We start from the raw sequence: 22252 nt of genomic DNA, 5'->3' as shown, positions 1-22252 counted from the left end.
ACTACTGGTTGGCCCTGCCCCCGCAGTCCCGGAGTTCAGGATCACGGCCGTTCGGGTCTCCCTCCCGGCGCCGGACGGGAAGGGGCCATCGCGAGCAGCAGCTGGACGGCCGGCGGCGCCGTCCGGGGATCGTGGGCCAGCCCCAGGGTGACCGTCGGCACCGGGGCGGTGAGCCGGCGCAGGCAGACGCCGGGAATCCGGAACACCCGGGCCCGGCCCTCCGGGATCGGCGCGATGCCGTACCCCGCCGCGACCGCCAGCAGCAACTGCTCGTCGTCCGGCTCCTCCCGCACGATCCGGGGCGAGCGGCCCGGCCACAGCTGCTCGGTGATCAACGCGTGCATCCCGGGCCCGTTCTCCCTCGGCCACAGCACCACCGGCTCGTCCGCGATCCGGTGCCGGCCGATCCGGGCCCGGGTGCGGGCGAGCGGATGGCCCGCCGGCACGGCGAGCAGCAGCTCCTCCTCGGCGATGATCCGGCAGTCGAGCCCGGGGACGTCCAAGGGCGGCCGGACGAACGCCGCGTCCAGCCGCCCGGCCAGCAGCTCGGCCACGTTGTGCGAGGTCCAGCCGGTCTGCAGGGCGACGTCCAGCCGGGGGTAGCGGTTGCGGAACTCCGTCACCAGGGCGTCGCAGACCCCGCCCCGGGCGGAGCGGGTGTACGCCACCCGCAGCCGCCCCTCCCGCCCCTGGACCACCGCCGCCAGCCGCTCCTCGGCCGCCGCCACCTCCCGCAGTATCCGCCGGGCCTCCTCCGCGACGGCCCGCCCGACCGGGGTCAGCGCGCAGCCCCTGCCGGTGCGTTCCACCAGCTCCACGCCCAGCTGCCGCTCCAGCGCCTTGACCTGCTGACTCAGCGCCGGCTGTGCGATCCGCAGCCGGCCGGCGGCCCGGGTGAAGTTCAACTCCTCGGCCAGTACGGAGAAGTAGCGCATCCGGCGCAGATCCATCCGGAGATCCGTCCGCAGATCCGTCCGCAGATCCGTCCGCCTGTCCATCCGGCGATGATAAGCGCGCCTTATCGCCCGGGGGCAGAACTGGTCTTGGACGGGACCGGGCGCGACCGGCTTACCTGGACACGGCCGCCGACATCGGGTCGGCGGCCCTCGGACGGAGGGGTTCGCGATGGACGTCGTCGTGGTCGGAAGCGGAATCATCGGGCTCACCACAGCGATCCGCCTGCAGGAGAAGGGACTTCGGGTGGTCGTGGTGACGGCCGACGGCCTGCTGTCGACGACCTCGGCGGTGGCCGCGGCCGTCTGGTTCCCCGTCGCCACGGGCACCGACAGCCGGGTGGCGGACTGGTCCGCGACCGCCTTCGCCGAGTTCGCCCGCCAGGCCGCGGACGGCGTACCCGGCGTCTCGATGCGCAGCACCCGGATGCTGGAGCACGAGCGGCAGTCGGAAGGCCTGCCCTGGTGGGGCGACGCCGTCCCCGACCTGCGCCGGCTGACGGCCGCCGAACGCGGACCGGAGTGCGCGGACGGCTGGTCGTTCACCGCCCCCGCCGTCGAGATGCCGCGCTACCTGCCCTGGCTGTTCGGCCGGTTCACCGACAACGGCGGCGAGCTCGTCCACCGCCGCCTCGACGCCCTCGACCAGGCCCTGGACCGGGCCCCCGTGGTGGTCAACGCCACCGGACTCGGCGCCCGGAAGCTCTGCGACGACCCGGCCGTGCACCCGGTGCGCGGCCAGCTCGTCCTGGTCCACAACCCCGGACTGCCCAGCTCGACCCGCATCCAGGACGACCCGGCCGGCTACACCTACATCCACCCCCGCAGCACCGACGTCGTCCTCGGCGGCACCTTCGAGCCGGACGACTGGAACACCGCACCCGACCCGGCCACCGCCGAGGCCATCCTCGCCCGCTGCACGGCCCGCATCCCGCAACTCCGCGACGCCCGCGTCCTCGCCCACGCCGTCGGCCTGCGCCCCGCCCGCCACGGCGGCCCCCGCCTCGAAGCCGACCCCGGCGGCCGGGTCGTCCACAACTACGGCCACGGCGGCGCCGGCGTCACTCTCAGCTGGGGCTGCGCCGACGCCGCGGCGGCCCTGGTGGAGCCGCACTGAGGCGAGTCGGGCCCTGGGGGCGAAGCAAGATCTGATGGTTCGTCAACGACTATGGGCTCGAAAGTATTTGCGGACTTCCGCCGCCCTGTTCGGTCCTGACCGACGGGTAGGTCCCGGACCGGTCACAGATCCATCACACGGTCCGCACCGAACAGTGCGGGCTCGCTACGGTCGCTCCCATTGCCCGCACCACGCCCCAGAGGAACCAATGCGTCGCACCACCCTCACCCTGCTCGCCGCCGGCGCCACCGTTCTCGGCCTGGCGGCCTGCGACCCCAGCCTCAGCACCAGCAGCAGCAGGAGCACCGCTCCCGCCGTCGCCCCGACCACGGGGAGTGTCCCCGCCCCGGCGGCACCCGCCGCAAGCGACACCGCCCCCGCGGCCGCACCGCCGGCCGCGGCCCCGGTCGGCGGTGGTGACGCCGCCAAGGACGCCGAGATCACCAAGTGCGCGATCAACGACGTGCTGAAGATGCCCGAGGCCGAGGTCAGGATCACCAACCACAGCGGCAGGAGCAGCAACTACATCGTGCAGCTGGAGTTCGCCGACACCTCCGGCACGCGCGTCGCCGAGGGCGCCGCCGCGACCAGCAACCTCGCCCCGAACCAGGCCGCCGTGCAGAAGGCCTCGGGAACGGCGCAGGTGTCGGGCAAGGTCAGCTGCCGGATCACCAACGTCACCCGCTACGCCGCGCCCTGAGTCGTAGGCGCGGCCTCCCCGCCCGCCGGGAGAAGGACGGGGGCGCGCCACCTCACCCCGTTCCCGAGGGCGTGAGGTCCGGCCAGGGGCGGCCCGCCCGGTCGGAGGCGGCGGACCGCAGGAGGTCGAGGACCGTGGAGCCCGGATAGGCCCGGAAGTCGCGGTGGGTACTGCGGTGGTAGCAGCTCCAGTAGCTCACCACCCGCCGTTGCGTGCGGGCGAAGAAGGCGGGGTTGTCGACGAGGAACCGCCCGTAGGCGAGCCGTCCGGGGGACCCCGGCGCGGCGAGCGAGCGCAGCTCGTCCCGGATGTCGACCAGGATCTCCAGGACGTACTCGCCGACCAGCTGCACGACGAACGGGACGACCCACGGGTCGGTCGAGCCGACGATCTCCGCCAGGTGCCGCTGCCGGACCGTCCCGTCATGGTGCCGCGAGTACAGGCAGTGCAGGAGCCGGCGTTGCCGGGGCGGGAGCAGCGCCACCGCCCCGGCGGGCGGCTCGTCGTGGTAGAGACGCCCGGGGACGGTCACCCGCTCGCCCTCGACGACGACCGGGAACGGGCCGGCCGGCCGGAGCCGCGAAGCGGGCATGAGGGCGAGAACCGCCTCGGCGTCGTCGGCGAGCGCGACCGGGAACGCCGCGGTCAAGGGGGCGGTACGGGTGTCGGGAGACGGCTGCACCGGGCCGAGCATACGGGCAGGTCCGGCCGGGTGTCCGGTCAATACGTGCACATAGCGGGGGACTCCGGCGCGGCGTTTTCGCTACGGTTGCGCGCCGGGATCGCTCCGCTCCCGCCTCCGCTCACCAATTCCCTTCCTCCGGAGGAACCTTGGCCTCGATCACGCTCGACGCCGAACGCCGTGTCCACGCCGACACCGGGCGCGTCCGGGTCGCCGCCGTGGACGCGCTGCGCTCGCTCGGCTTCCAGATCACCTCGGAGATGGCCACCGTGGTGGAGGCCCGGCGCGGCTCCGCCGTCCGCTCGGCGATGCTCCTGCCCGACCAGGTGCCGGTGACGGCCCGTCTCCACCTCGCGCCCGCCGACGGCGACCGCACCGCGGTGTCCCTGCACCTCTCGGACCGGGCGGTCTCGGTGATCGCCCTGGGTGTCCAGGACCCGTACGTGGCTGCCTTCCAGGCCGCGCTGGGCGCCCTCGACCAGGCCCTCACCGGCCTGGATCCGGCGGCGGCCGGGGCGGGCTTCCCACAGCCCCGGTGGTGGGCCAGCGGGCCCCGGGCCGACACGCTGGCCCGGCACCACGAGACCGGGCAGCGCCTCGTCGGCGGAGTCGCCGCCCTCGTCACCGAGCGGCTCTCCGGCGGGCGCCGCTCCACCGGCCCGGCGCTGTGGGAGGGCATCGAGCGGATCGTGTTCCGCTCCCCGGCCGGCTACCTCACGATGGACATGGCCACCGCCCGAACCCTGCTGGCGATCCCGGTGATGATCGGCAGCCGGCCGGAGGGCGTGCCGGACCAGCTGGCGGCCGACGTCGCACGGTTGGCGGCCGTGGTGGAAGGCCGGCTCAGTGCGGGCGGGTTCGGCTCGGTGGAGGTGGCCGTCGCCGAGGCGGACCGCCCGGCCTTCGACTTCCTGCACCGCCAGTTCGGCATCCGCTCGCGGCTGCCCGTCCGCACGCTCTGCACCTGCCGCGCCTGCCGGCAGACCAAGGTGGTGAACCTGGACCTCAAGCGGCTGCGGCAGCGCAAGAACCGCCTCAAGCTGATCGCCTCCGTCGTGCAGACGACGTACGAGAAGGACGGCGAGCCCAATCCCTTCCTGATCTTCGGGTCGATCTTCCAACGGTCCAGGATCGACCCCGACTTCGTCTGCGTGCGCTGCGAGAGCACTGACGCCGACGAGCAGCCGGTCACCTTCTGCCCGAGCTGCGGCGACATGCGCACCGAGTCCGTCCTCGACACCTGCTCCGAGTGCGGCCACGACTTCCAGGCTCTCGCCCCGGACCTCCCCGGGTGGGCCGGCACCCCGCCGCCCCCGCTCGTGCCGCCGACCCCACCGCTCGCCCCGTCGACCCCACCGCTCGCCCCGCCGACCCCACCGCCGCCCGGCGCGCCTCCGATGCCGGCGGCCCCGCCCCGCCCGAACTGCGGTATCTGCGGCGGAAGTTACCCCGTGCTCTGGTCCGTCCGGATCCTCGACGGCCCCCACCCGAGACCGCTCACCGTCTGCGCCACCACGCCCCGGTGCTCCCCGCCCTCCATCGCCCCGCCCGTTCGGATCCTGGCCTGAGGCCCATGGGGACGGGCCCGCCTCCGCCGTCGCGCGGGGGCGGGCCCGGTGCGGACGGGTTCGGACGCGGCGTGCGACGGCCGCGGGAGGCCGGTGGACGCTACCGCCCCGTGAGGAGGTCGGCGAGGGCGGTCAGCGAGTCGACCGTCCAGTCCGCCTCGGGGGCCCGGGTCGTGAGGCCGATGTGGCCCCGGCGGAGGTGGGCGGTTCGCAGGCCCGCCGCCCGGGCCGGGGTGATGTCGTTGGCGGGGTGGTCGCCGACGTAGAGGATCTCGTGCGGGTCGCCGGGGGCCCAGGCGCGCAGGCGGTCGAAGAACTCCGGGGAGGGCTTGGCGGTGCCCCAGTCCGCCGATGTCGAACACCACGGAGCGGACCATGCGGGCAGCTTACTGTTCTGGGGTCCGCAGGTGGGTCGAGCGTGGGGATTCCGAGGGTGTCCGAGGGCAGGAAGCCGGTGCTGTACGTCGTGGTGTGCGCGGCGGGGGTCGCGGGCGGGGTGGGGGAGCTGATCTCCGCCGCGCAGGAGCGGAACTGGGACGTCGGGGTGGTGGCGACCCCCAACGCCATGGCGCTCGTCGACGCCGACGCGATCGTCGCGCGGACGGGGCATCCGATCCGTTCGGCCTGGCGCAGGCCGGGGGATCCGCGGCCGCTGCCGGACCCGGACGCGATCGTCGTCGCCCCGGCCACCTTCAACTCGATCAACAAGTGGGCCCTCGGCATCTCGGACACCCTCGCCCTCGGCATCCTCTGCGAGTCGTACGGCTGGGGCGTCCCGGTCGCCGTGCAGCCCTGCCTGAGCGCGGCGCAGGCGGCGCACCCGGCCTACCGGGAGAGCCTGGCGAAGCTGCGGCGGATGGGGGTGCGGATCGCGGACTTCACGCCGGGCTCGTACAGCTGGACGCGGGCCCTGGACCTGCTCCGGGACTGACAGGGTGGCTGATCGGCGGCGGCGATCCTTGCACTGTGGGGGGTGGCCCGCGGCGGACCCGCGGAGGTAGCGTCCGGGCAGGTCGGCGAGGGTGTGGGAGGTTTCCGGTGGCGGCGGTCAACGGTGAGGTGTCGTTCTGGTACGCGGCGGACGGAGTGCCCGGGGCGGGCCCCGGACTGCCGGGGGACCGGGACGTCGACGTGTGCGTCGTCGGCGGCGGGTACACCGGGCTGTGGACGGCCTACTACCTGAAGAAGGCCGACCCCGGCCTGCGGATCGCCGTCCTCGAACGGCGCTTCTGCGGCTACGGCGCCTCCGGGCGCAACGGCGGCTGGCTGTACAACGGCTTCGCGGGCCGCGGCGCGTTCGCCAGGAAGTACGGGCAGCAGCGCGCGGCGGCGATGCAGCGGGTGATGGACGAGGCGGTCGGTGAGGTCGTCGGCGTGGCGGAGGCCGAGGGGATCGAGGCGGACATCGTCCGCGGAGGGGTCCTCGAAGTCGCCCGCAGCAAGCCGCAGTTGGATCGCCTCCGCGCCCATGTCGAGGCCGAGCGGGCCTACGGCGAGGGGCGCGTCGAGCTGCTCGGCGAGAAGGAGGCGAGGGAGCGGATCGACGTTGCCGGCACCCTCGGCGGCTGCTGGACCCGGTACGGCGCCCGCATCCAGCCCGCCCGCCTCGCCCGCGGACTCGCCCGCACCGTACGGGAGTTGGGCGTCGAGGTGTACGAGGGTACGGCGGTCACCGCGATCCTGCCCGGCTCCGGCCACCGCAAGCCCCACGCCGTCACCCCGCGCGGGACCGTCACCGCCGACCATGTGCTGCGCGCCACCGAGGGGTTCACCGCCGGGCTGCGCGGCGAGAAGCGCACCTGGCTGCCGATGAACTCCGCGATGGTCGCCACCGAGCCGCTGCCGGCCGGGTTCTGGGCGGAGGCCGGCTGGCAGGGCCGGGAGCTGCTGGGCGACTTCGCGCACGCGTACATGTACGCCCAGCGCACCGCCGACGACCGGATCGCGCTCGGCGGGCGCGGAGTGCCGTACCGGTTCGGCTCGCGGACGGACTCGGACGGCGGCACCCAGGTGGAGACGGTGCGCCAGCTCCGCCGGATCCTCGACCGGTTCTTCCCGGCCGCCGCGCAGGCCCGGATCGACCACGCCTGGGCGGGCGTGCTCGGCGTGCCCCGGGACTGGTGTGCCACCGTCGAACTGGACCGGGTGAGCGGGCTCGGCTGGGCGGGCGGGTACGTCGGCAGCGGGGTGACCACCACCAACCTGGCCGGCCGCACCCTGCGGGACCTGGTGCTCGGCCGGGACACCGAGCTGACCCGGCTGCCGTGGGTCGGCCACACCGTGCGGCGTTGGGAGCCGGAGCCGCTGCGCTGGCTGGGCGTGCACGCGATGTACGCCGCGTACCACGCCGCCGACCGGCAGGAGTCGGCCGGGCGGGCCACCACCTCGCCGATCGCCCGGGTCGCGGACGTGGTCGCCGGGCGCTGAGTCGCCGGACGACGAGCCGTCGGACGTCGGGACCCCGGGCGCCGGGCCGCCGAACACCGGGTCGCCGCCGCACGGGCCGTCCAACACCGGCCCGTCGACCGGGCGCTGGAGGAGTGCGGTCAGCGCCCGGTTGACGGCCCGGCGTGCCGGACCGTGTGGCGGCGGCCGCCGGTGCCGTCGCCCGGCCAGGATGGGCGGATGACAGTGAACGAGCCGCATCCGCCGACGGCGTCGCCCGGTCCGCGGCCGCCGCGTCGATGGTCCGTTCGGACGTGCCGCCGAGCGGACTCGGCCCGCAGCACCGACGGTGAAGGCGTGCTGAGGAGAACCCTGCCGGCCCTTGCGGTCGCCCTGCTGCTCTGCGTGCCCGGGAGCGGCGCGTGGGCCAGGTCGCCGGGCCGACAGGTGGCGGTCGTGGACCAGGCCTCGCGGAGCGTGCTGGTGCTGCAGAGCGCCGAGGAGCTGATGGCCTACCGCGGGCCGGGCCGGCTGCCGGTGGTCTGGGGCTGGAGTGCCGACCGGGCACCGGAGTTGGCGGATCTGACGCCCGCGCGCAGCTGGACGAACCCGGACGAGGCGAAGTCCCGTGTGCGGCAGGGGCGCCGCTACCTGCTGACGACGGCCTCCGGCGGGTTGGCCGCCGTCGTGGAGACCACCGTGGGCCGCGTCCACTGGGCGGCGGACCTGGGGACGTCCGTCAACCCGCACAGCATCGAGCTGCTGCCGGACGGCAACGTGGCCGTGGCGGCGAGCACGGGCGGCTGGGTGCGGCTGTACGCGGCCTCGCAGGGCCCGCGGGCCGCCGCGTACGCGGAGTTCCCGCTGCCCGGCGCGCACGGGGTGCACTGGGACGGGCGGAGCGGCCTGCTCTGGGTGCTCGGCGACACGTCGCTGACCGGGCTGAGGGTGGGCGGTACCGCGGCCGCGCCCACTCTCACCGCGGTGCGCAGCAGCCCGTTGCCGGGGCACGGCGGGCACGACCTGGCGGGTGTCCTGGCGGCTCCGGGGCAGTTCTGGGTGACCACGCTGACCGGCCTGTGGCGCTTCGACCCGGCCACCGACCGTTTCACCGCCGTGCACCTGGCCGATCCGGCCGCCGAGCGGGACGTCAAGAGCGTCGGTGACGAGCCCAACACCGGCCGGCTGCTCACGGTGGCGCCCGAGCACGCCGCTCCGTGCGACTGGTGCACCTCGGTGATCACCCTGCACCGTCCCGACGGGGCGCGGTCGCTGCGCGGCACGCACCTGTACAAGGCGAGGTGGTGGAGTGGCTGGTAGCAGACTTTGGACTCCGGGGTGCCGATCTCGGTGCGCGCGTCGGAGATACCACCCGAAATGCGGACGGCATTCGGCTGATGGGGCATATTGTGTACACCGACAAACTACTCCGATGGGGGTCAGTTTCCCGTCGCGGTCCGCAAACCATCCGTCGCCCCCGGTCGGCTGGGATAGCGTCTTGGGGTCGGGGGGTCGACACCGATCCGGTGCAATCGAACGCTAGCTACTGGGCCGTAACGGCCGAATGAGTCATGGAGAAAAACATGCGGAATTTCCCTGCGGAAAACCGGCCGGACGGAGTGGACGATCTCCAGCTCGCGATGGAATCACTGGCCGCCTTCCCGTCCCGGAACGCCGGAAGCGGGGCCGATGTGACCGAGCGGCTCGCCGCCGTTCACGATCTGTGCCGCGCCGTCGACGCGGTACTGGACAGCCTCGTCGTCCAGGCCGCCGCCGAGGCCGCCGAAGAAGGGTGGACCGCGGCCCGGATGGCGGCCGAACACTCCGGCTACTACGCCAGGTTGCAGCGCGCGCTGCTCCCCGCCGGTGCCGGGCTGACCCGGCCGTGAACACGGTGCAGCCGGGCGTGCACGTGCTGTCCTGCCCGACCCGGTGGAGCGACGTCGACGAGAACGGGCACATCAACAACGCCCGTCTGGTCGGCTACGTCCAGGAGGGGATTTACGACCTGTTCCGTCACCACGAAACCGCGGTGAGGGAATCGCTGTTCTCCTCCGGATTCATTATCGCGAGGCACGAGATCGACTACCTGGAGCAGTTGCACCACCGGCCCGAGCCGCTGTCGGTGCGACTCACCGTGGAACGGCTGGGGCGCAGTTCGGTGCAGGTCGAGGTGAATGTCTGCCGGGATCGGCTCACCTTTATGCGGGCGCGGACCGTGGTGGTCGCGCGGGACCGCGAATCCGGCCGCTCGCGGGCGCTGAGCCCGGCCGAGCGGATCTTTCTCTCGGCGTTTATGGCGGACGCGGCCCGCGCCCAGGCGGTCCTGGCGGCCACGACGGTGACCGCGGCGACCACGGTGACGGCCCCGGCGACGGTGACGGCCCCGGCGGTGGTGGGTGCCGCCACGACGGTGGCCGCGGCGGCGGTGACCCCGACGACCCCGGCGCAGCGCGTACCGGGCGGCGCGGCCGCCGGTGCGATGGTGCCGTCCCGGCGGCCGCGCAGGCGGTGCCACGCCTCGGCGGGGTGAGCCCCCGCCGCGGGCCGGCGGCGTGATCGACGACGGCGCCGATCCGCCGGGGCCGGCGTTCCCCGCCGCACGGCCTCCCCGGCCCTCCCCGCGCCGCCCCCGGCCCTCCCCGCGCCCCGAGCATTCCGGAGCCCCGGCGGCCGGGTGTCCCGGCCGTCCGCAGGCACGGTTCCGCGGGCCCACGGCGGCAGGCCGGTTCCGAAGGCGCCGGGGCGAGTTACGCTGAGCAGCACGGGCACCGGTACGTCCCACGGTGGTCACGGGCTGCGATCCCCCTCCTGGCCCGGGGCGAGCAGGCCGCCGGTCCGGCCGGAGCCCGCCGACCGGAAGGAGGACGCGATGACCATCTCCTCGGAGGACTTCCTCGCCCGCGTCGTGGAGCGCGGAGAGTACCGGGGCGACGCCGAGGCGGATCACGCCGCCCGGGTCGTACTGGCCCTGCTCGGTGAGCACCTGGTGGGGTCCGCTCGGGTCGAACTCGCCGATGCGCTGCCCGTCGGCTACGCCTCGCTGCTGCGCGACGCCGTGCCCGCGGCCGAGCCGCTGACCGCCGAACGCTTCGTGCAGGCCGTGGTGGGGTGGATCGACGGGGCGACCCCGGCGACGGTGCAGTGGGACATCGGGGCCGTGCTCAGCACGGTCGCCGACCTGGTCCCCGGGGAGTTGCTGGACCAGGTGATCGAGCAACTCCCGGACGGCTACGACCTGCTGTTCGGCCACCCGGCGCCGGCCTGAGCCCGTCCGGGTGGCCGTCGGGTGCCGCTACCCCGTGGTGGCCCGGAACAGCTCGGCGCCCGGGCCGGTCAGTTCGACCGGCCCGGCGCCCGGGCGCAGGTAGGCCGACGCGCCCGCCGGAAGGGGGAGTTCGGCACCGCCGGGCGCCCGCAGCCGGGCCTGCCCGGAGACGCAGAGCAGGATCTGCGGGGTGGGGAGGTCGACCCGGGCGGCGGCCGGGCCGGGGCGCAGGCGGGAGAGCCTGAACTCCTCGGCGGGGGAGGGGAAGACCTCCTCGACGCCGGTTCCGGTGCCTGTTCCACCACCCGCGCCGGAGCCGGAGCCCGGGGCGTCCCCGATCCGGCGCGGCGCCAGCACCTCCGGCTCCCCGGGCCGGAAGGACGTGACCGCCAGCAGACCGTCCACGTCGACGTGCTTGGGGGTGAGCCCGCAGCGCAGCACGTTGTCCGAGTTGGCCATCAACTCCACGCCCACGCCCCGCAGGTAGGCGTGCGGAACCCCGGAGTCCAGGAACAGCGCCTGCCCGGCCGCGAGCCGGACGTGGTTGAGCAGCAGCGCGGCGAGCAGTCCCCGGTCACCGGGGTACTCCTCGGCGAGGCGGGCGTACGCGGCGCAGCTCGCGCCGTACGGTCCACCGGCGGCCGCCGTGCGGCGCAGGGACTCGGTGACGGCGGCGAGTTCGCCGCCGGAGGCGTCCGGCCCGGAGCGCAGCAGCTCGGGCAGCACGGCCTCGGCGGGCCGGGCGCGCAGGGCGGCGGCCCAGGGGGACAGCACACCGAGCGCGTCCAGCAGCCGGGCGGTGGCGGCGGCCGGCCGGAAGCCGCAGAGGGCCTCGAAGTCGCCGAGTGCGCAGATGAGTTCGGGCTTGTGCCCGCGATCCTTGAACACCCGCTCCGGCGCGTCCGCCGGGATGCCCCGGGCCTGCTCCGCCGCGTACCCGGCCTCGGCCTGGGCGCGGGTGGGGTGGACCTGGAGGGAGAGCGCCCGGTCGGCGGCCAGCACCTTGAACAGGAACGGCAGTGCCGGGCCGAACCGCCGTACGGTGTCCGCGCCGAGCAGGCCTTCCGGGTCGGCCTCGATCAGCCGGTCCAGCGGCTGCGGGCCGACGCCGACACCGGTGCTGTCGCCGCCGAGGCCGGACAGCAGGGAGGGCGCCGACGGGTGGGCGCCCAGCCAGAGTTCGGCCTGCGGGCCGCCGTCGGGCGCGACGCCGGTGAGCGCGGGGATCGCGGTGGGCGAGCCCCAGGCGTAGCGGCGGACGGGGTTGCGCAGGAGGGCGAACGGCGGGAGAGCGGGCCGCGGCGAAGCGGGTGGCGGAAGGGTGGTCGGCGGCATGCGGGCGGCTCCGGGGAGGCTCAGCGGCAGAGTGCGGCCGCGCCGATCAGCCCGGCGTCGGTGCCGAGTTCGGCGCGGCGCACGTCCAGGCCGCGGATGTACGAGAGGGCGGCGTAGCGGTCCAGGTGGCGGGCGAGCGGGGTGAACAGCACGTCCCCGGCGCCGGCCACGCCGCCGCCGACGACGACCCGGGAGAGGTCCACCAGGGCGGCCGTGGCGGCGATCCCGGCGGCCAGCGCCTGGGCGGCGCGGTCGAAGGAGGCGATCGCGAGCGGGTCGCCCGCGGCGGCGGAGGCGGCGACGGCGCGGGCCGTCCGGTCGCCGTCCGCCGGCTGCCAGCCCTGGGCGAGCGCCCGGCGGGCGATGGCGGTGCCGCTGGCGAGGCCCTCCAGACAGCCGCGCGAGCCGCACGGGCAGGGTTCGCCGTCCAGGTCGACGGTGATGTGCCCGAGGTGGCCGGCGTTGCCGCTGGGGCCGGGGCGGACCGCGCCGTCGAGGACCAGTCCGGCGCCGACCCCGGTCGACACCACCAGGCAGAGCGCGTTGCCGGCGCCCCGGGCCGCGCCCTGCCAGTGCTCGGCGGCGGCCATCGCGACGCCGTCCCCGGCGAGGCGGACGGGCAGCGTGCGCGCTGCCACCGCCGGATGCGCGGCGACCTCGGCGACCAGCGGGAAACCGCGCCAGCCGGGGATGTTGACCGGGCTGACGGTGCCGTCGGCGAGGTCGACCGGGCCGGCGCTGCCGATCCCGACGGCCGTCACGGCGGCCCAGTCGGCCGTGCCGGAGAGTTCGTCCAGCACCCGGTGCACCACGGCGAGCACGGCCGTGCCCGGCTCGGCGGCCGGGGTGGGCAGCTGGAGCCGGTGCCGCAGCCGTCCGTCGGCGTCGACCAGTGCCCCGGCGATCTTGGTGCCGCCGATGTCGAGGGCGGCGAACAGCGGGGTGAGCGGCACGGTGGGCTCCAGGAAGTAGGGGGCGGCGCCCCGGCTGCGGGGCCGGGGCGCCGAACAGCGTAGACGTCAGGCCGTCGCCCGCAGGCGCAGGGTGACCAGCTCGAACGGGCGCAGCGCGAGGCGCACCGCGCCGTCCTCGACGGACACCTCGCCGCGGGTGCCGTCCCAGGGCCGCTCCAGCAGGTCGCAGGGGACGGCGCCGGCCAGCGGGAAGGAGGTGGTCAGCCGGCCCCGGGCGCGGCCGCCGCCGGCCTCGTAGACCCGCACGATCAGGTCCCCGCTGCGGTCGTCGGCGAGCTTGACGGCGCTCACCACCAGGGCGTCGTTGTCCAGCTCCACCAGCGGCGCGACCTGCTCGGCGCTGCCGGTGACGCGCCGCTCGGGCAGGCCGATCCGGTAGCCCTCGCGGACGGCGTCGCCGATCGCCGCGCCGGGCACCAGGGCGTGCCGGAAGCGGTGCAGGCCCTGGTCGGTCCTCGGGTCGGGGAAGCGCGGGGCGCGCAGCAGCGAGAAGCGGACCGTGGTGGTGGTCCCGCCGTCGTCGGGGCGTACCGTGCGGGTGACGTCGTGGCCGTAGGTGGAGGCGGTGACCAGGGCGACGCCCCAGCCGGGCTCGTCGAAGTGGACGAAGCGGTGGTTGCAGGCCTCGAACTTGGCGGCGTCCCAGCTGGTGTTGGTGTGGGTGGGCCGGTAGAGGTGGCCGAACTGGGTCTCGGCGGCGTAGCGCTCGGTGTGGACGTCGAGCGGGAAGGCGGCCTTGAGGAACTTCTCGGTCTCGTGCCAGTCGACCTCGGTGTCGATGTCCACGCGCTGTTCGCCGGCCGGCAGGGTGAGGGTCTGGACGACGGTGGAGGAGCCGAAGGAGCGGGTGATCCGCGCCGAGGCCGCGGTGGGGGACGCGGCGGCGGTGAGCGAGTCCACGCCGGTCAGGTCGGTGACGGTGTTGCGGTAGAACTGGTCCACGTCCCAGGCGTCCCACATGTTGGGGAAGTCGGGGTGCAGCTGGAGCAGGTTGGCCCGGCTGCCGGGGGCGACGCTCTCCCGGCCGGTCGCGAGCTCGACCACCGAGGCGATCAGCCCGTCCGCGTCCACGACGACCTCCAGCAGGCCGTTGCGCAGCGTGACGCCGCCCTCGGCGCGCTCGACGGCCTCGCAGGTTCCGCTCGGCGGGGCGGTGGCGCCGGCCCCGCCGCCCGGCACCGCCGAGCGGGTGTGCGGCGCCGCGTTGAACACCAGCTCGCGCCCGCCCGAGGGCGCCCCGGCCAGTGCCTGCTGGGCCGCGCCGATCAGCCCCTCCAGCTCGCCGGCCAGCGCCGCGTACGTCGCCTCGGCCTCGCGGTGCACCCAGGCGATGGACGAGCCGGGCAGGATGTCGTGGAACTGGTGCAGCAGTACGGTCTTCCAGATCCGGTCCAGCTGCTCGTACGGGTACTCCGCACCGGTGCGCGAGGTGGCGGTGGCGCACCAGAGTTCGGCCTCGCGCAACAGGTTCTCGCTGCGCCGGTTGCCCTGCTTGGTCTTCGCCTGGCTGGTCAGGGTGGCCCGGTGCAGCTCCAGGTAGAGCTCGCCGACCCAGACCGGCGGGTTCGGGTACTCGGCCTCGGCCTTGGCGAAGAACTCGGCGGGGTTCTCCCAGCGGACGGTGGCCGAGCCCTCCAGGTCGTTCATCCGGGCCGCCTTGGCGACCATCTCGCGCGTCGTGCCGCCGCCGCCGTCGCCCCAGCCGGTCGGGGCGAGCGAGTGCCGGGCCACGCCCTTGTCCTTGAAGTTCTTCGCCGCGTGGGCGATCTCGCTGCCCTTCATCGAGCAGTTGTAGGTGTCCACGGGCGGGAAGTGGGTGAAGATCCTGGTCCCGTCGATGCCCTCCCAGAGGAAGGTGTGGTGCGGGAACTTGTTGATCTGGCTCCACGAGATCTTCTGCGTCAGCAGCCACTTGGAGCCGGCGTTGCGGATGATCTGCGGCAGGCCGCCGGTGAAGCCGAAGGTGTCCGGCAGCCAGGCCTCGTGGTTCTCCACCCCGAACTCGTCCAGGAAGAACCGCTTGCCGTGCACGAACTGCCGGGCCATCGCCTCCGAGCTAGGCATGTTGGTGTCGGACTCCACCCACATGCCGCCCGCCGGGACGAACCGGCCCTCGGCGACGGCCTTCCGCACCCGCGCGTACACCTCGGGGCGGTGCGCCTTGATCCAGGCGAACTGCTGCGCCTGGGACATGGTGTAGCGGAAGTCCGGCTCGTCCTCCAGCAGCGCCGTCATGTTGGCGGTGGTGCGGGCCACCTTGCGGACGGTCTCGCGCAGCGGCCAGAGCCAGGCCGAGTCGATGTGCGCGTGCCCGATCGCGCTGATCCGGTGCGCGGAGGGCACGGCGGGCGCGGCCAGCACCCCTTCGAGCTGCGAACGGGCGGCCGCGGCCGTGCCGTTGACGTCCTGGAGGTCGACGGCGTCGAGCGCCCGCTCGACCGCGCGCAGGATGTCCCAGCGGCGGGCGCCCTCCACCGGCAGCTCGGCCATCAGCTCGCCGAGCACCTCCAGGTCCAGCACCAGCTGCCAGACCGTCTCGTCGAAGACGGCCAGGTCCATCCGGGCCAGCTTGTACTGCGGCTGGTCGCCGGACGTCTCCTTGTCGCCCAACTCGGTGGGCAGGAAGGGGTGGTAGTCCAGGATGACCGGGTTGGAGGCGGCCTCGACGTGCAGCAGCACCTGCTCGCCGCCGGCCGCCGGGGCGGCGATCCGCACCCACTGGTTCTGCGGGTTGAGGCCCTTCATCGGGGAGCCGTCCGGGCGGTAGACCAGGCCCTCGCACTGGAAACCGGGCATGTTGGCGTCGAAACCGAGGTCGATCAGCGCCTCGACGGTGCGTCCGGCCCAGGCCTCGGGGACGGTACCGGTCACGGTGATCCAGCTGGTGCCCCAGGGCGCGCCCCAGGCGTCGCCCACCGCGATCGGGGTGCGCGGGGCGGCCAGGCCCTCGGCGACCGGGACGGGCTCGCCGGGGGCCGTCCAGATGCCGACCTCCAGCGGGACGGACTCGGGGTACACGGCCGGGCGAATGCGCTCGTCCAGGACGCGCTTGAGGCGGGACTCGACCAGGGTGCGGTCATCGTGCATGTCAGCGGGCTCCGTTGCGGGCTGGGTTGCGGGCTGGGTCGCGGTCAGAGAGAACGTACGTCGCCGGGGTGGACCACCTCGGTGATGCCGCGCGCGGCGAGGTGGGCGCGGTCCTCGGCGCGCTCGGCGAGGACCGCGGTCGGGCGGGCGCCCGCCTCGGCGAGGCGCATGAACGCCTCGTACGCCGAACCGCCGGGGCCGCAGACCGAGCGGCCGGGCGAGGTGACCTCGTCGCCGGTGGCGATCACCACGGCGGTGCTGCGCGGCTTCGGCGGCTGCCAGGACCGGCGGGCCTCGGCGGCGGCCTCGGCGAGCCGGGCACCGGCCGGCTTGACCTTCCGGTCGGTGGTCAACAGGCCGAGGCTGTACTCCAGTTCGGGGAAGTCGGCGAGCGAGCGGTCCACGTCGTGCGAGCACCACCAGGTGACGCCCCACAGGTCCGGGCAGTCCAGGACGGCCTCCACGGTGGCGCCGGTGAAGCGCGCGGCGTCCTCGGCCGTGATGTGCGGGGCGGGTGCGCCGACCTCCTGCAGCCAGACCGGGCGGGCCGGGTCGTCCGCCCAGGCCTTGGACAGCTCGACCAGGTACGCGGCGTGCTGCGCGGTGGCGGTGGAGTGCGCGCCGTAGCGCTGGGCGGTGCCGTTGAACACCCAGGAGTGCACGGCGGTCGCGGCGCCGATCCGGGCCGAGTGCCAGGGCGTGAACGGGTGCTCGTCCAGGTACCAGGCCGCGTCGTACGAGGCGTGCAGGTGCAGCCGGCCGGGGGCGCCCTGCTCGCAGGCGTCGAGCATCCGGCGCAGCCAGGCCTCCGCCTCGGCGGGGGTGGCCGGGTCCGGGTCGGGGTGCGGGGCGCCGGAGAACTGGTTGATCTCGTTGCCGAGCGTCATTCCGAGGAAGTTGGGCCGCTCGCGCAGCGCCCCGGCGAGGGTGCGCAGGTAGGCGGCCTGGCCGTCGAGCACCTCGGGGTCGGTGAAGATGTTGCGCCGGTGCCAGGTCCGCGTCCAGGACGGGAGGAAGTCGAAGCTGGACAGGTGGCCCTGCAGGCCGTCCACGGCGACGTCCAGTCCGCGCTCGCCGGCCGCGTCCACCAGGGCCGTCAGCTGCTCGACGGCGCGCGGGCGGATCAGGGTGCGGTTGGGCTGGAAGACCGGCCAGAGCGGGAAGACCCGGACGTGGTCCAGGCCGAGGGCGGCGATGGAGTCGAAGTCGGCGCGCACGGCGTCGAGGTCGAAGTCGAGCCAGTGGTGGAACCAGCCGGCGCTGGGGGTGTAGTTGACGCCGAAACGGGGGGCGGTGGCCATCGGAGAGCTTCCTCAACGGGTGTGGGGCGTACGGACGGTGGGCCATCCCTGGGGCGGGCTATCCCTTGACGGCTCCCTCCTCGACGCCCTTGAAGAAGAAGCGCTGGCAGACGCCGAACACCACGACGATCGGCAGGAAGGCGATCATGGTGCCGGCCGCGATCAGCCGCGGGTTGGCGGAGAAGGTGCCGTTGAGGTACTGGAGCCCGACGGTGAGGGTGTACTTCTGCGGGTCGTTGAGCACGATCAGCGGCCACAGGAAGTCGTCCCACGCGCCGATGAAGGTGAAGATCACGATCACGCTGAGCATCCCGCGCACGTTCGGCAGGCCGATGTGCCACAGCCGCTGCCAGACGTTGGCGCCGTCCACCAGAGCGGCCTGGTCGAGTTCGGCCGGCACGGCGGCGAAGGCGGTGCGCATCAGCAGTACGTTGAGCATCGCGATCGAGCCGGGCAGCGCGACCCCGGCCAGGCTGTCGGCCAGGCCGAGACCGCGCACCAGCACGTACTGGGAGACGATGGTGACCTCGCCGGGCAGGATCAGGGTGGCGAGGAAGAGGCCGAGGACGAGCTTCGCCCCGCGGAAGCGCAGCCGGGCGAGCGCGTAGCCGGCCAGAGTGCAGCCGACCACGTTGCCGGTGATGCAGACCACGGCGACGATCACCGAGTTGAGCGCGTAGGTCCACACCGGGATGACGTCGGCGACCTTGCCGTAGTTGCCCAGGGTGGGCTGGTCGGGCAGGAAGCTCGGGGTGCGGGTGTAGACGTCCTCGGCGGGGCCCTTGAGGGAGGTGGACAGCTGCCACAGGAAGGGGCCGATGACCAGCAGCAGGACCAGCACCAGGAGCAGGTAGCGGGCGGCGGTCTGCGCGGTGGAGGGGGAGTTGAAGCCCCGGGAGCGCCTGGCGGGCCCGACGGGGCCGGCGGGCTCGGCGGTCGTGTCGTGGGACCGGGACGTACGGACGGTGGTCATGGGAGGTCAGGCCGCCTTCCGGTTCAGCCGCATCAGGAACAGCATCGGGCCGAGGGTGACGACGAACAGCAGCAGGCTGAGCGCCGAGGCGTAGCCCAGGTGCCCGTTGAAGCCGCGGCTGTACATCTGGATCAGCATCACCACCGACATGTCCCGGCCGCCGGGGCCGCCCAGGCCGTTGGAGAGCACGTACAGCTCGGAGAAGACGCGCAGCGAGCTCACCGAGATCAGCGCCGAGATCAGGATCATGGTCGGGCGCACCCCGGGCAGGGTGACGTGCCAGAACCGGTGCAGCGGGCCGGCGCCGTCCACGGCCGCGGCCTCGTGCAGCTCGCGCGGGACGTTGGCGAGCGCGGACAGGTAGATGACCATGTAGTAGCCGAGGCCCTTCCAGACGGTCAGGGCGATCGCGCTGAACAGCAGCAGCCAGCGGTCGGTCAGGAAGGCGACCGGGGAGCCGGCCAGCCCGGCCTGGTGCAGCAGACCGTTGGCCAGGCCCCGTTCGTCCAGCACCCAGCCCCAGATCAGTGCCACCACGACGGCGGAGGCGATCACCGGGGTGTAGAAGGCGGTGCGGAAGAACGTGATGCCGGGGATCCTGCGCTGCACCAGCAGGGCGAGCAGCAGCGGTAGGACGGTCAGCAGGGGCAGGCAGACCAGCATGAACACGATGCTGTTGAGCAGGGCGTCGGCGAGCTGCTCGTCGTCCAGCAGCCGGCCGAAGTTCTCCAGTCCGGTGAACCGCCCGCCGCCCAGGGGCTTGGCGTTGGTGAAGGACAGGATCACCGTGTTGACGGCCGGCCAGAGGTTGAAGACGGCCAGCCAGACTATCGCGGGCCCGGCGAGCAGCCAGGGGGTGAACCAACGCCGGTGGGTCATGCCGTGCCTTCCTGGGGCCTGGGGGTGGTGCGGGCGGTTCCCGGGAGCGGCGGGCGCGGGGGAGCCCGCCGCCGGTCGCCGGTACGAGGGGGTGGGGCGCCGCAGGGAGGGTGCGCCGGTGCGGGAGGTCGCGCCGGTGCGGTGAGGTGGTGCCGGTGCGGCGCCGCGGGCCCGGCGGGGTTCGGGCGAGGCCCGGTGGGGACCGGTGGGGCTCGGTGGGGTCAGCCCTTGAGCAGCTTGTTGCACTGCTCGACGGCGGTGTCCAGCGCCTGCTTGGAGCTGGTGTCACCGCTGATGGCCAGCGCGAACTGCTGCTTGATGACGGTGCCCATCGCGTCGTCCACCTCGACGGGCTGGATCAGCTTGGCCTTGGCGAGCGAGGTGAAGGCGATCACCTTGGCGTCGCCCGCGTTGGTGCCGTCGCTCTTGCTGAAGAACGGGTCGTTCGCGGAGGCCTTGGTGGATGGGAACACGCTGGTCAGGTGGGCGAAGGCGGCCTGGTTCTCGGGGCTGGTCACCCAGCGGGCGAGGGCCACGGCGGCGGCCGGGTTCTTGGTGTTCTTCGGGATGGACAGGCCCTGGACGTACAGCGGCGGGGTGGCCATCGCGGGGGAGGGGACGACCTTCGGGGCGAGGGTCGGGTTGTCGGTGGCGAGGCTGGTGATGTAGTTGCCGCCGCCGGTGGTCCAGGCCACCGTGCCGGAGCTGAAGAGCTTGGAGTTGCCGGCGTAGGTGTCGGTCAGCACTCCGTTCGGCATCAGGCCCTCCTTGAAGGCGTCGCGGTACTTGTCGAGCAGCGCGGCGGCCTCGGGGGTGTTGAAGGTGAAGGACTTGCCGTCGTCGGACATGATCTTCACGCCGATGTTGTACAGGTCCCCGATGCCCGGCTTGCGGCTCATCAGATAGGTCTGGCCGCCGGACTTCTCCTTCATCGTCCGGGCCTGGGCGATCAGCTCGTCCAGGCCGGCCGGGGGCTTCTGCGGGTCCAGGCCGTTCTTCGTCAGGAGTTCCGAACTCCAGTAGTTCACATCGGTGTTGAGGTACCAGGGGTAGCCGAAGGTGCCCTGGTGGCCGTTGAACCGGTAGGCGTCGACGCCGCCGGGGACGTACTCCTCGGCGAGCTTCGGGTCGGCCTTGGCGACGTCCAGCAGGACGTCCTTCTTGGCCAGCGGGAAGGCGAAGTCCGGCGGGAGGTTGACCACGTCGGGCAGGCTGCTGGAGGCGGCCTGGCTGAGCACCTTGTCGGAGTAGCCCTCGCCGGGCTGGTCCAGCCAGTCGACCTCGACGCCGGGGTACTTCTTCTTGAAGCCGTCGATCACGCCCTGCATGTAGTCGGTGAACTTCGGCTTGAGCGCCCAGGTCTGGAGCGAGACCTTGCCCTTGACCTCGCCGGTGGCGGCCGCACTCGCCACCGCGTCGCTGTCCTTGGTGTCGCCGGAGCCGAGTCCGCAGCCGGTGAGCGCGGCGGTGGCGAGCGCGGTCGTGGTCAGTGCCGCCCAGATTCTTCGCATGAGGGTCTCCCGGTCCTGGGGGTGGGTGGGGGATCGTGCCGAGCTCGGGGGTTGTGCCGGATTCCGCAACCTGACTAACTAAACCGGTCTAGCTATGCCAGGGACTATGCTCCCGCCTAAACTTGGATGTCAAGAGAAGGAGTCGGGTTCAGTGGGCAGACCGACGATCGCCGACATCGCCCGCCGGGCCGGTGTCTCCAAGGGCGCGGTGTCCTTCGCGCTCAACGGCCGCCCCGGCGTCAGCGAGGCGACCAGGGCCCGGATCCTGGGTGTCGCCGAGGAGATGAACTGGCGCCCGCACAGCGCCGCGCGCGCCCTCGGCGGAGCCCGGGCCGACGCCGTCGGCCTGGTGATCGCCCGGCCGGCCCGCACCATCGGCGTCGAGCCGTTCTTCAGCCAACTGCTGTCCGGGCTCCAAGCGGTGCTCTCGGCCAGAGCGGTCGCGCTGCACCTGATGGTGGTCGAGGACACCGCCGCCGAGATCGAGGTCTACCGGGGCTGGGCCTCCGAGCACCGGGTGGACGGCTTCATCGTGGTCGACCTGCAGGTCAAGGACCCGCGGCTGCCGGTCCTCGACGAACTCGGGCTGCCCGCGGTGGTGCTGGGCGGGCCCGGCAAGGGCGGCAACCAGCTGCGGATCTGGGCCGACGACCGGGAGGCGATGCTCTCGATCGTCGACTACCTGGCCGCCATCGGGCACCGCCGGATCGCCCACCTCGCCGGGCTGCCGCACTTCCAGCACACCCAGCGGCGGATCCGCGCGCTGCGCGACGCCTCGCGCCGGCTCGGGCTGGAGGAGGCGGTGTCGGTGCCCACCGACTTCAGCGACGCCGAGGGCGCGGCCGCCACCCGGACCCTGCTGTCCCGGTCCAGGCGGCCCACCGCGATCGTCTACGACAGCGACGTGATGGCCGTCGCCGGGCTCGGTGTGGCGGGGGAGATGGGCGTCGCGGTGCCCGGCGAGCTGTCCATCGTCTCCTTCGACGACTCGGTGCTCGCCCGGATCGTCCACCCGCCGCTGACCGCGCTCAGCCGGGACACCTTCGCGCTCGGGGAGCAGGTCGCGCGCAGCCTGCTGGCGGCGCTGGACGAGGCCGGGCCGGGGCGGGACCTCCAGATGCCCACGCCGCGGCTGACCGTGCGGGAGTCCACCTCGCCGCCGGGGGCCGCGTCGGCCGGCTCCCCGGAGGCCTCCTCCGGCGCTTCGCCCGCCGGGCCCGTTGCCGCGTCGCCCGGCGGGCCGCCTTCCGGGTCCGCGGCCGGTTCGCCCGCCGGTTCCGTCGCCGGTTCCGTCGAGGGTTCCCCCGGCCGGGTGGATGCTGCGCGCATCGTTGACAGCGGTTCTGAACCGGTTTAGCCTCGCAGCGCCGAGCGGGCTCCGCTCGGCGCGCTCCGCCGCACTCCGTCCGGCTCCCGCCGCCCGTCCCGCTCCCCGCCGCGCCCGTACGTTCCCGTACATCCCCGTACGTCCCCGCACCTTCCCGTGCGCTCCCGTGCGCCGAGGAAGCCCGGCGGCGGC

20 protein-coding genes are annotated in these 22252 nt (G+C 73.9%); 10 read left to right on the top strand and 10 right to left on the bottom strand.

The genetic code is table 11. The annotated features are described in order from the left end of the window. Positions 1-41: 41 nt before the first annotated feature. Positions 42-998 (bottom strand): LysR family transcriptional regulator, encoded by a 957-nt coding sequence (locus tag ACFVVA_RS07720; RefSeq protein ID WP_387686732.1) that lies wholly within the window; start codon positions 996-998, stop codon positions 42-44. 127 nt (positions 999-1125) lie between these two features. Here ACFVVA_RS07720 and ACFVVA_RS07715 point away from each other — a divergent pair, with 127 nt between their 5' ends. Then, the gene (locus ACFVVA_RS07715; protein WP_387686729.1) at positions 1126-2070 is read left to right on the top strand and encodes an FAD-dependent oxidoreductase; all 945 of its coding nucleotides are present in this window, start codon (positions 1126-1128) and stop codon (positions 2068-2070) included. Between the two features lie 208 nt (positions 2071-2278). Then, on the top strand, positions 2279-2770 hold the full coding sequence (locus ACFVVA_RS07710) for a hypothetical protein (RefSeq protein WP_387686726.1): 492 nt from the start codon (positions 2279-2281) through the stop codon (positions 2768-2770). Between the two features lie 52 nt (positions 2771-2822). Here the strand turns inward: ACFVVA_RS07710 and ACFVVA_RS07705 are convergent, their stop codons facing one another. Further along, on the bottom strand, positions 2823-3452 hold the full coding sequence (locus tag ACFVVA_RS07705; RefSeq protein WP_387686724.1) for a hypothetical protein: 630 nt from the start codon (positions 3450-3452) through the stop codon (positions 2823-2825). A 149-nt stretch (positions 3453-3601) separates the two neighbouring features. Here ACFVVA_RS07705 and ACFVVA_RS07700 point away from each other — a divergent pair, with 149 nt between their 5' ends. Beyond that, positions 3602-5020, top strand: a complete 1419-nt coding sequence (locus ACFVVA_RS07700) for a hypothetical protein (RefSeq protein WP_387686722.1) — start codon at positions 3602-3604, stop codon at positions 5018-5020. Between the two features lie 100 nt (positions 5021-5120). Here the strand turns inward: ACFVVA_RS07700 and ACFVVA_RS07695 are convergent, their stop codons facing one another. Then, entirely contained in the window at positions 5121-5405 is a 285-nt protein-coding gene (locus tag ACFVVA_RS07695; RefSeq protein WP_387686871.1) for an HAD family hydrolase, read from the bottom strand. A 48-nt stretch (positions 5406-5453) separates the two neighbouring features. On the opposite strand from ACFVVA_RS07695, the gene ACFVVA_RS07690 reads away from it, so the two are divergent. The 6 genes from ACFVVA_RS07690 to ACFVVA_RS07665 all read left to right on the top strand — a co-directional run bounded on the left by ACFVVA_RS07690 (position 5454) and on the right by ACFVVA_RS07665 (position 10673). After that, positions 5454-5951 carry a flavoprotein gene (locus ACFVVA_RS07690; protein WP_387686719.1) on the top strand — a complete coding sequence of 166 codons (498 nt, stop codon included), beginning with the start codon at positions 5454-5456 and terminating at the stop codon, positions 5949-5951. Positions 5952-6058: 107 nt separating this feature from the next. After that, positions 6059-7447 (top strand): NAD(P)/FAD-dependent oxidoreductase, encoded by a 1389-nt coding sequence (locus ACFVVA_RS07685; protein WP_387686717.1) that lies wholly within the window; start codon positions 6059-6061, stop codon positions 7445-7447. Between the two features lie 315 nt (positions 7448-7762). Continuing rightward, entirely contained in the window at positions 7763-8725 is a 963-nt protein-coding gene (locus ACFVVA_RS07680) for a DUF6528 family protein (protein WP_387686714.1), read from the top strand. A gap of 263 nt (positions 8726-8988) precedes the next feature. Then, positions 8989-9294 carry a hypothetical protein gene (locus ACFVVA_RS07675; protein WP_359904794.1) on the top strand — a complete coding sequence of 102 codons (306 nt, stop codon included), beginning with the start codon at positions 8989-8991 and terminating at the stop codon, positions 9292-9294. Next, a complete protein-coding gene (locus ACFVVA_RS07670; RefSeq protein WP_387686711.1) occupies positions 9291-9938 on the top strand; it encodes an acyl-CoA thioesterase in 648 nt (215 codons plus the stop codon). Before ACFVVA_RS07675 ends, ACFVVA_RS07670 begins: the two co-directional genes overlap by 4 nt. 339 nt (positions 9939-10277) lie before the next feature. Further along, a complete protein-coding gene (locus tag ACFVVA_RS07665) occupies positions 10278-10673 on the top strand; it encodes a DUF2267 domain-containing protein (protein ID WP_387686709.1) in 396 nt (131 codons plus the stop codon). Between the two features lie 27 nt (positions 10674-10700). Here the strand turns inward: ACFVVA_RS07665 and manA are convergent, their stop codons facing one another. The 7 genes from manA to ACFVVA_RS07630 form a co-directional block, all read right to left on the bottom strand. Beyond that, positions 10701-12008, bottom strand: a complete 1308-nt coding sequence (manA, locus tag ACFVVA_RS07660) for a mannose-6-phosphate isomerase, class I (protein WP_387686707.1) — start codon at positions 12006-12008, stop codon at positions 10701-10703. Between the two features lie 20 nt (positions 12009-12028). Next, positions 12029-12961: an ROK family protein gene (locus ACFVVA_RS07655; protein WP_387686705.1), complete on the bottom strand. Its 933-nt coding sequence runs from the start codon at positions 12959-12961 to the stop codon at positions 12029-12031. Positions 12962-13027: 66 nt separating this feature from the next. After that, on the bottom strand, positions 13028-16069 hold the full coding sequence (locus ACFVVA_RS07650) for an alpha-mannosidase (protein ID WP_387686703.1): 3042 nt from the start codon (positions 16067-16069) through the stop codon (positions 13028-13030). A 44-nt stretch (positions 16070-16113) separates the two neighbouring features. Then, a complete protein-coding gene (locus ACFVVA_RS07645; RefSeq protein WP_387686701.1) occupies positions 16114-17370 on the bottom strand; it encodes a glycosyl hydrolase in 1257 nt (418 codons plus the stop codon). Positions 17371-17428: 58 nt separating this feature from the next. Then, the gene (locus tag ACFVVA_RS07640) at positions 17429-18343 is read right to left on the bottom strand and encodes a carbohydrate ABC transporter permease (protein WP_387686699.1); all 915 of its coding nucleotides are present in this window, start codon (positions 18341-18343) and stop codon (positions 17429-17431) included. 6 nt (positions 18344-18349) lie between these two features. Then, on the bottom strand, positions 18350-19222 hold the full coding sequence (locus ACFVVA_RS07635; RefSeq protein ID WP_380353865.1) for a carbohydrate ABC transporter permease: 873 nt from the start codon (positions 19220-19222) through the stop codon (positions 18350-18352). A gap of 221 nt (positions 19223-19443) precedes the next feature. Then, entirely contained in the window at positions 19444-20733 is a 1290-nt protein-coding gene (locus tag ACFVVA_RS07630) for an ABC transporter substrate-binding protein (protein ID WP_387686696.1), read from the bottom strand. A gap of 151 nt (positions 20734-20884) precedes the next feature. On the opposite strand from ACFVVA_RS07630, the gene ACFVVA_RS07625 reads away from it, so the two are divergent. Next, on the top strand, positions 20885-22090 hold the full coding sequence (locus ACFVVA_RS07625; RefSeq protein ID WP_387686693.1) for a LacI family DNA-binding transcriptional regulator: 1206 nt from the start codon (positions 20885-20887) through the stop codon (positions 22088-22090). Positions 22091-22252: the final 162 nt, after the last annotated feature.

It is taken from the genome of Kitasatospora sp. NPDC058048 (assembly GCF_042885555.1).
GTDB lineage: Bacteria > Actinomycetota > Actinomycetes > Streptomycetales > Streptomycetaceae > Kitasatospora > Kitasatospora lactacystinica.
This window is presented reverse-complemented; position numbering and strand designations above follow the sequence as displayed.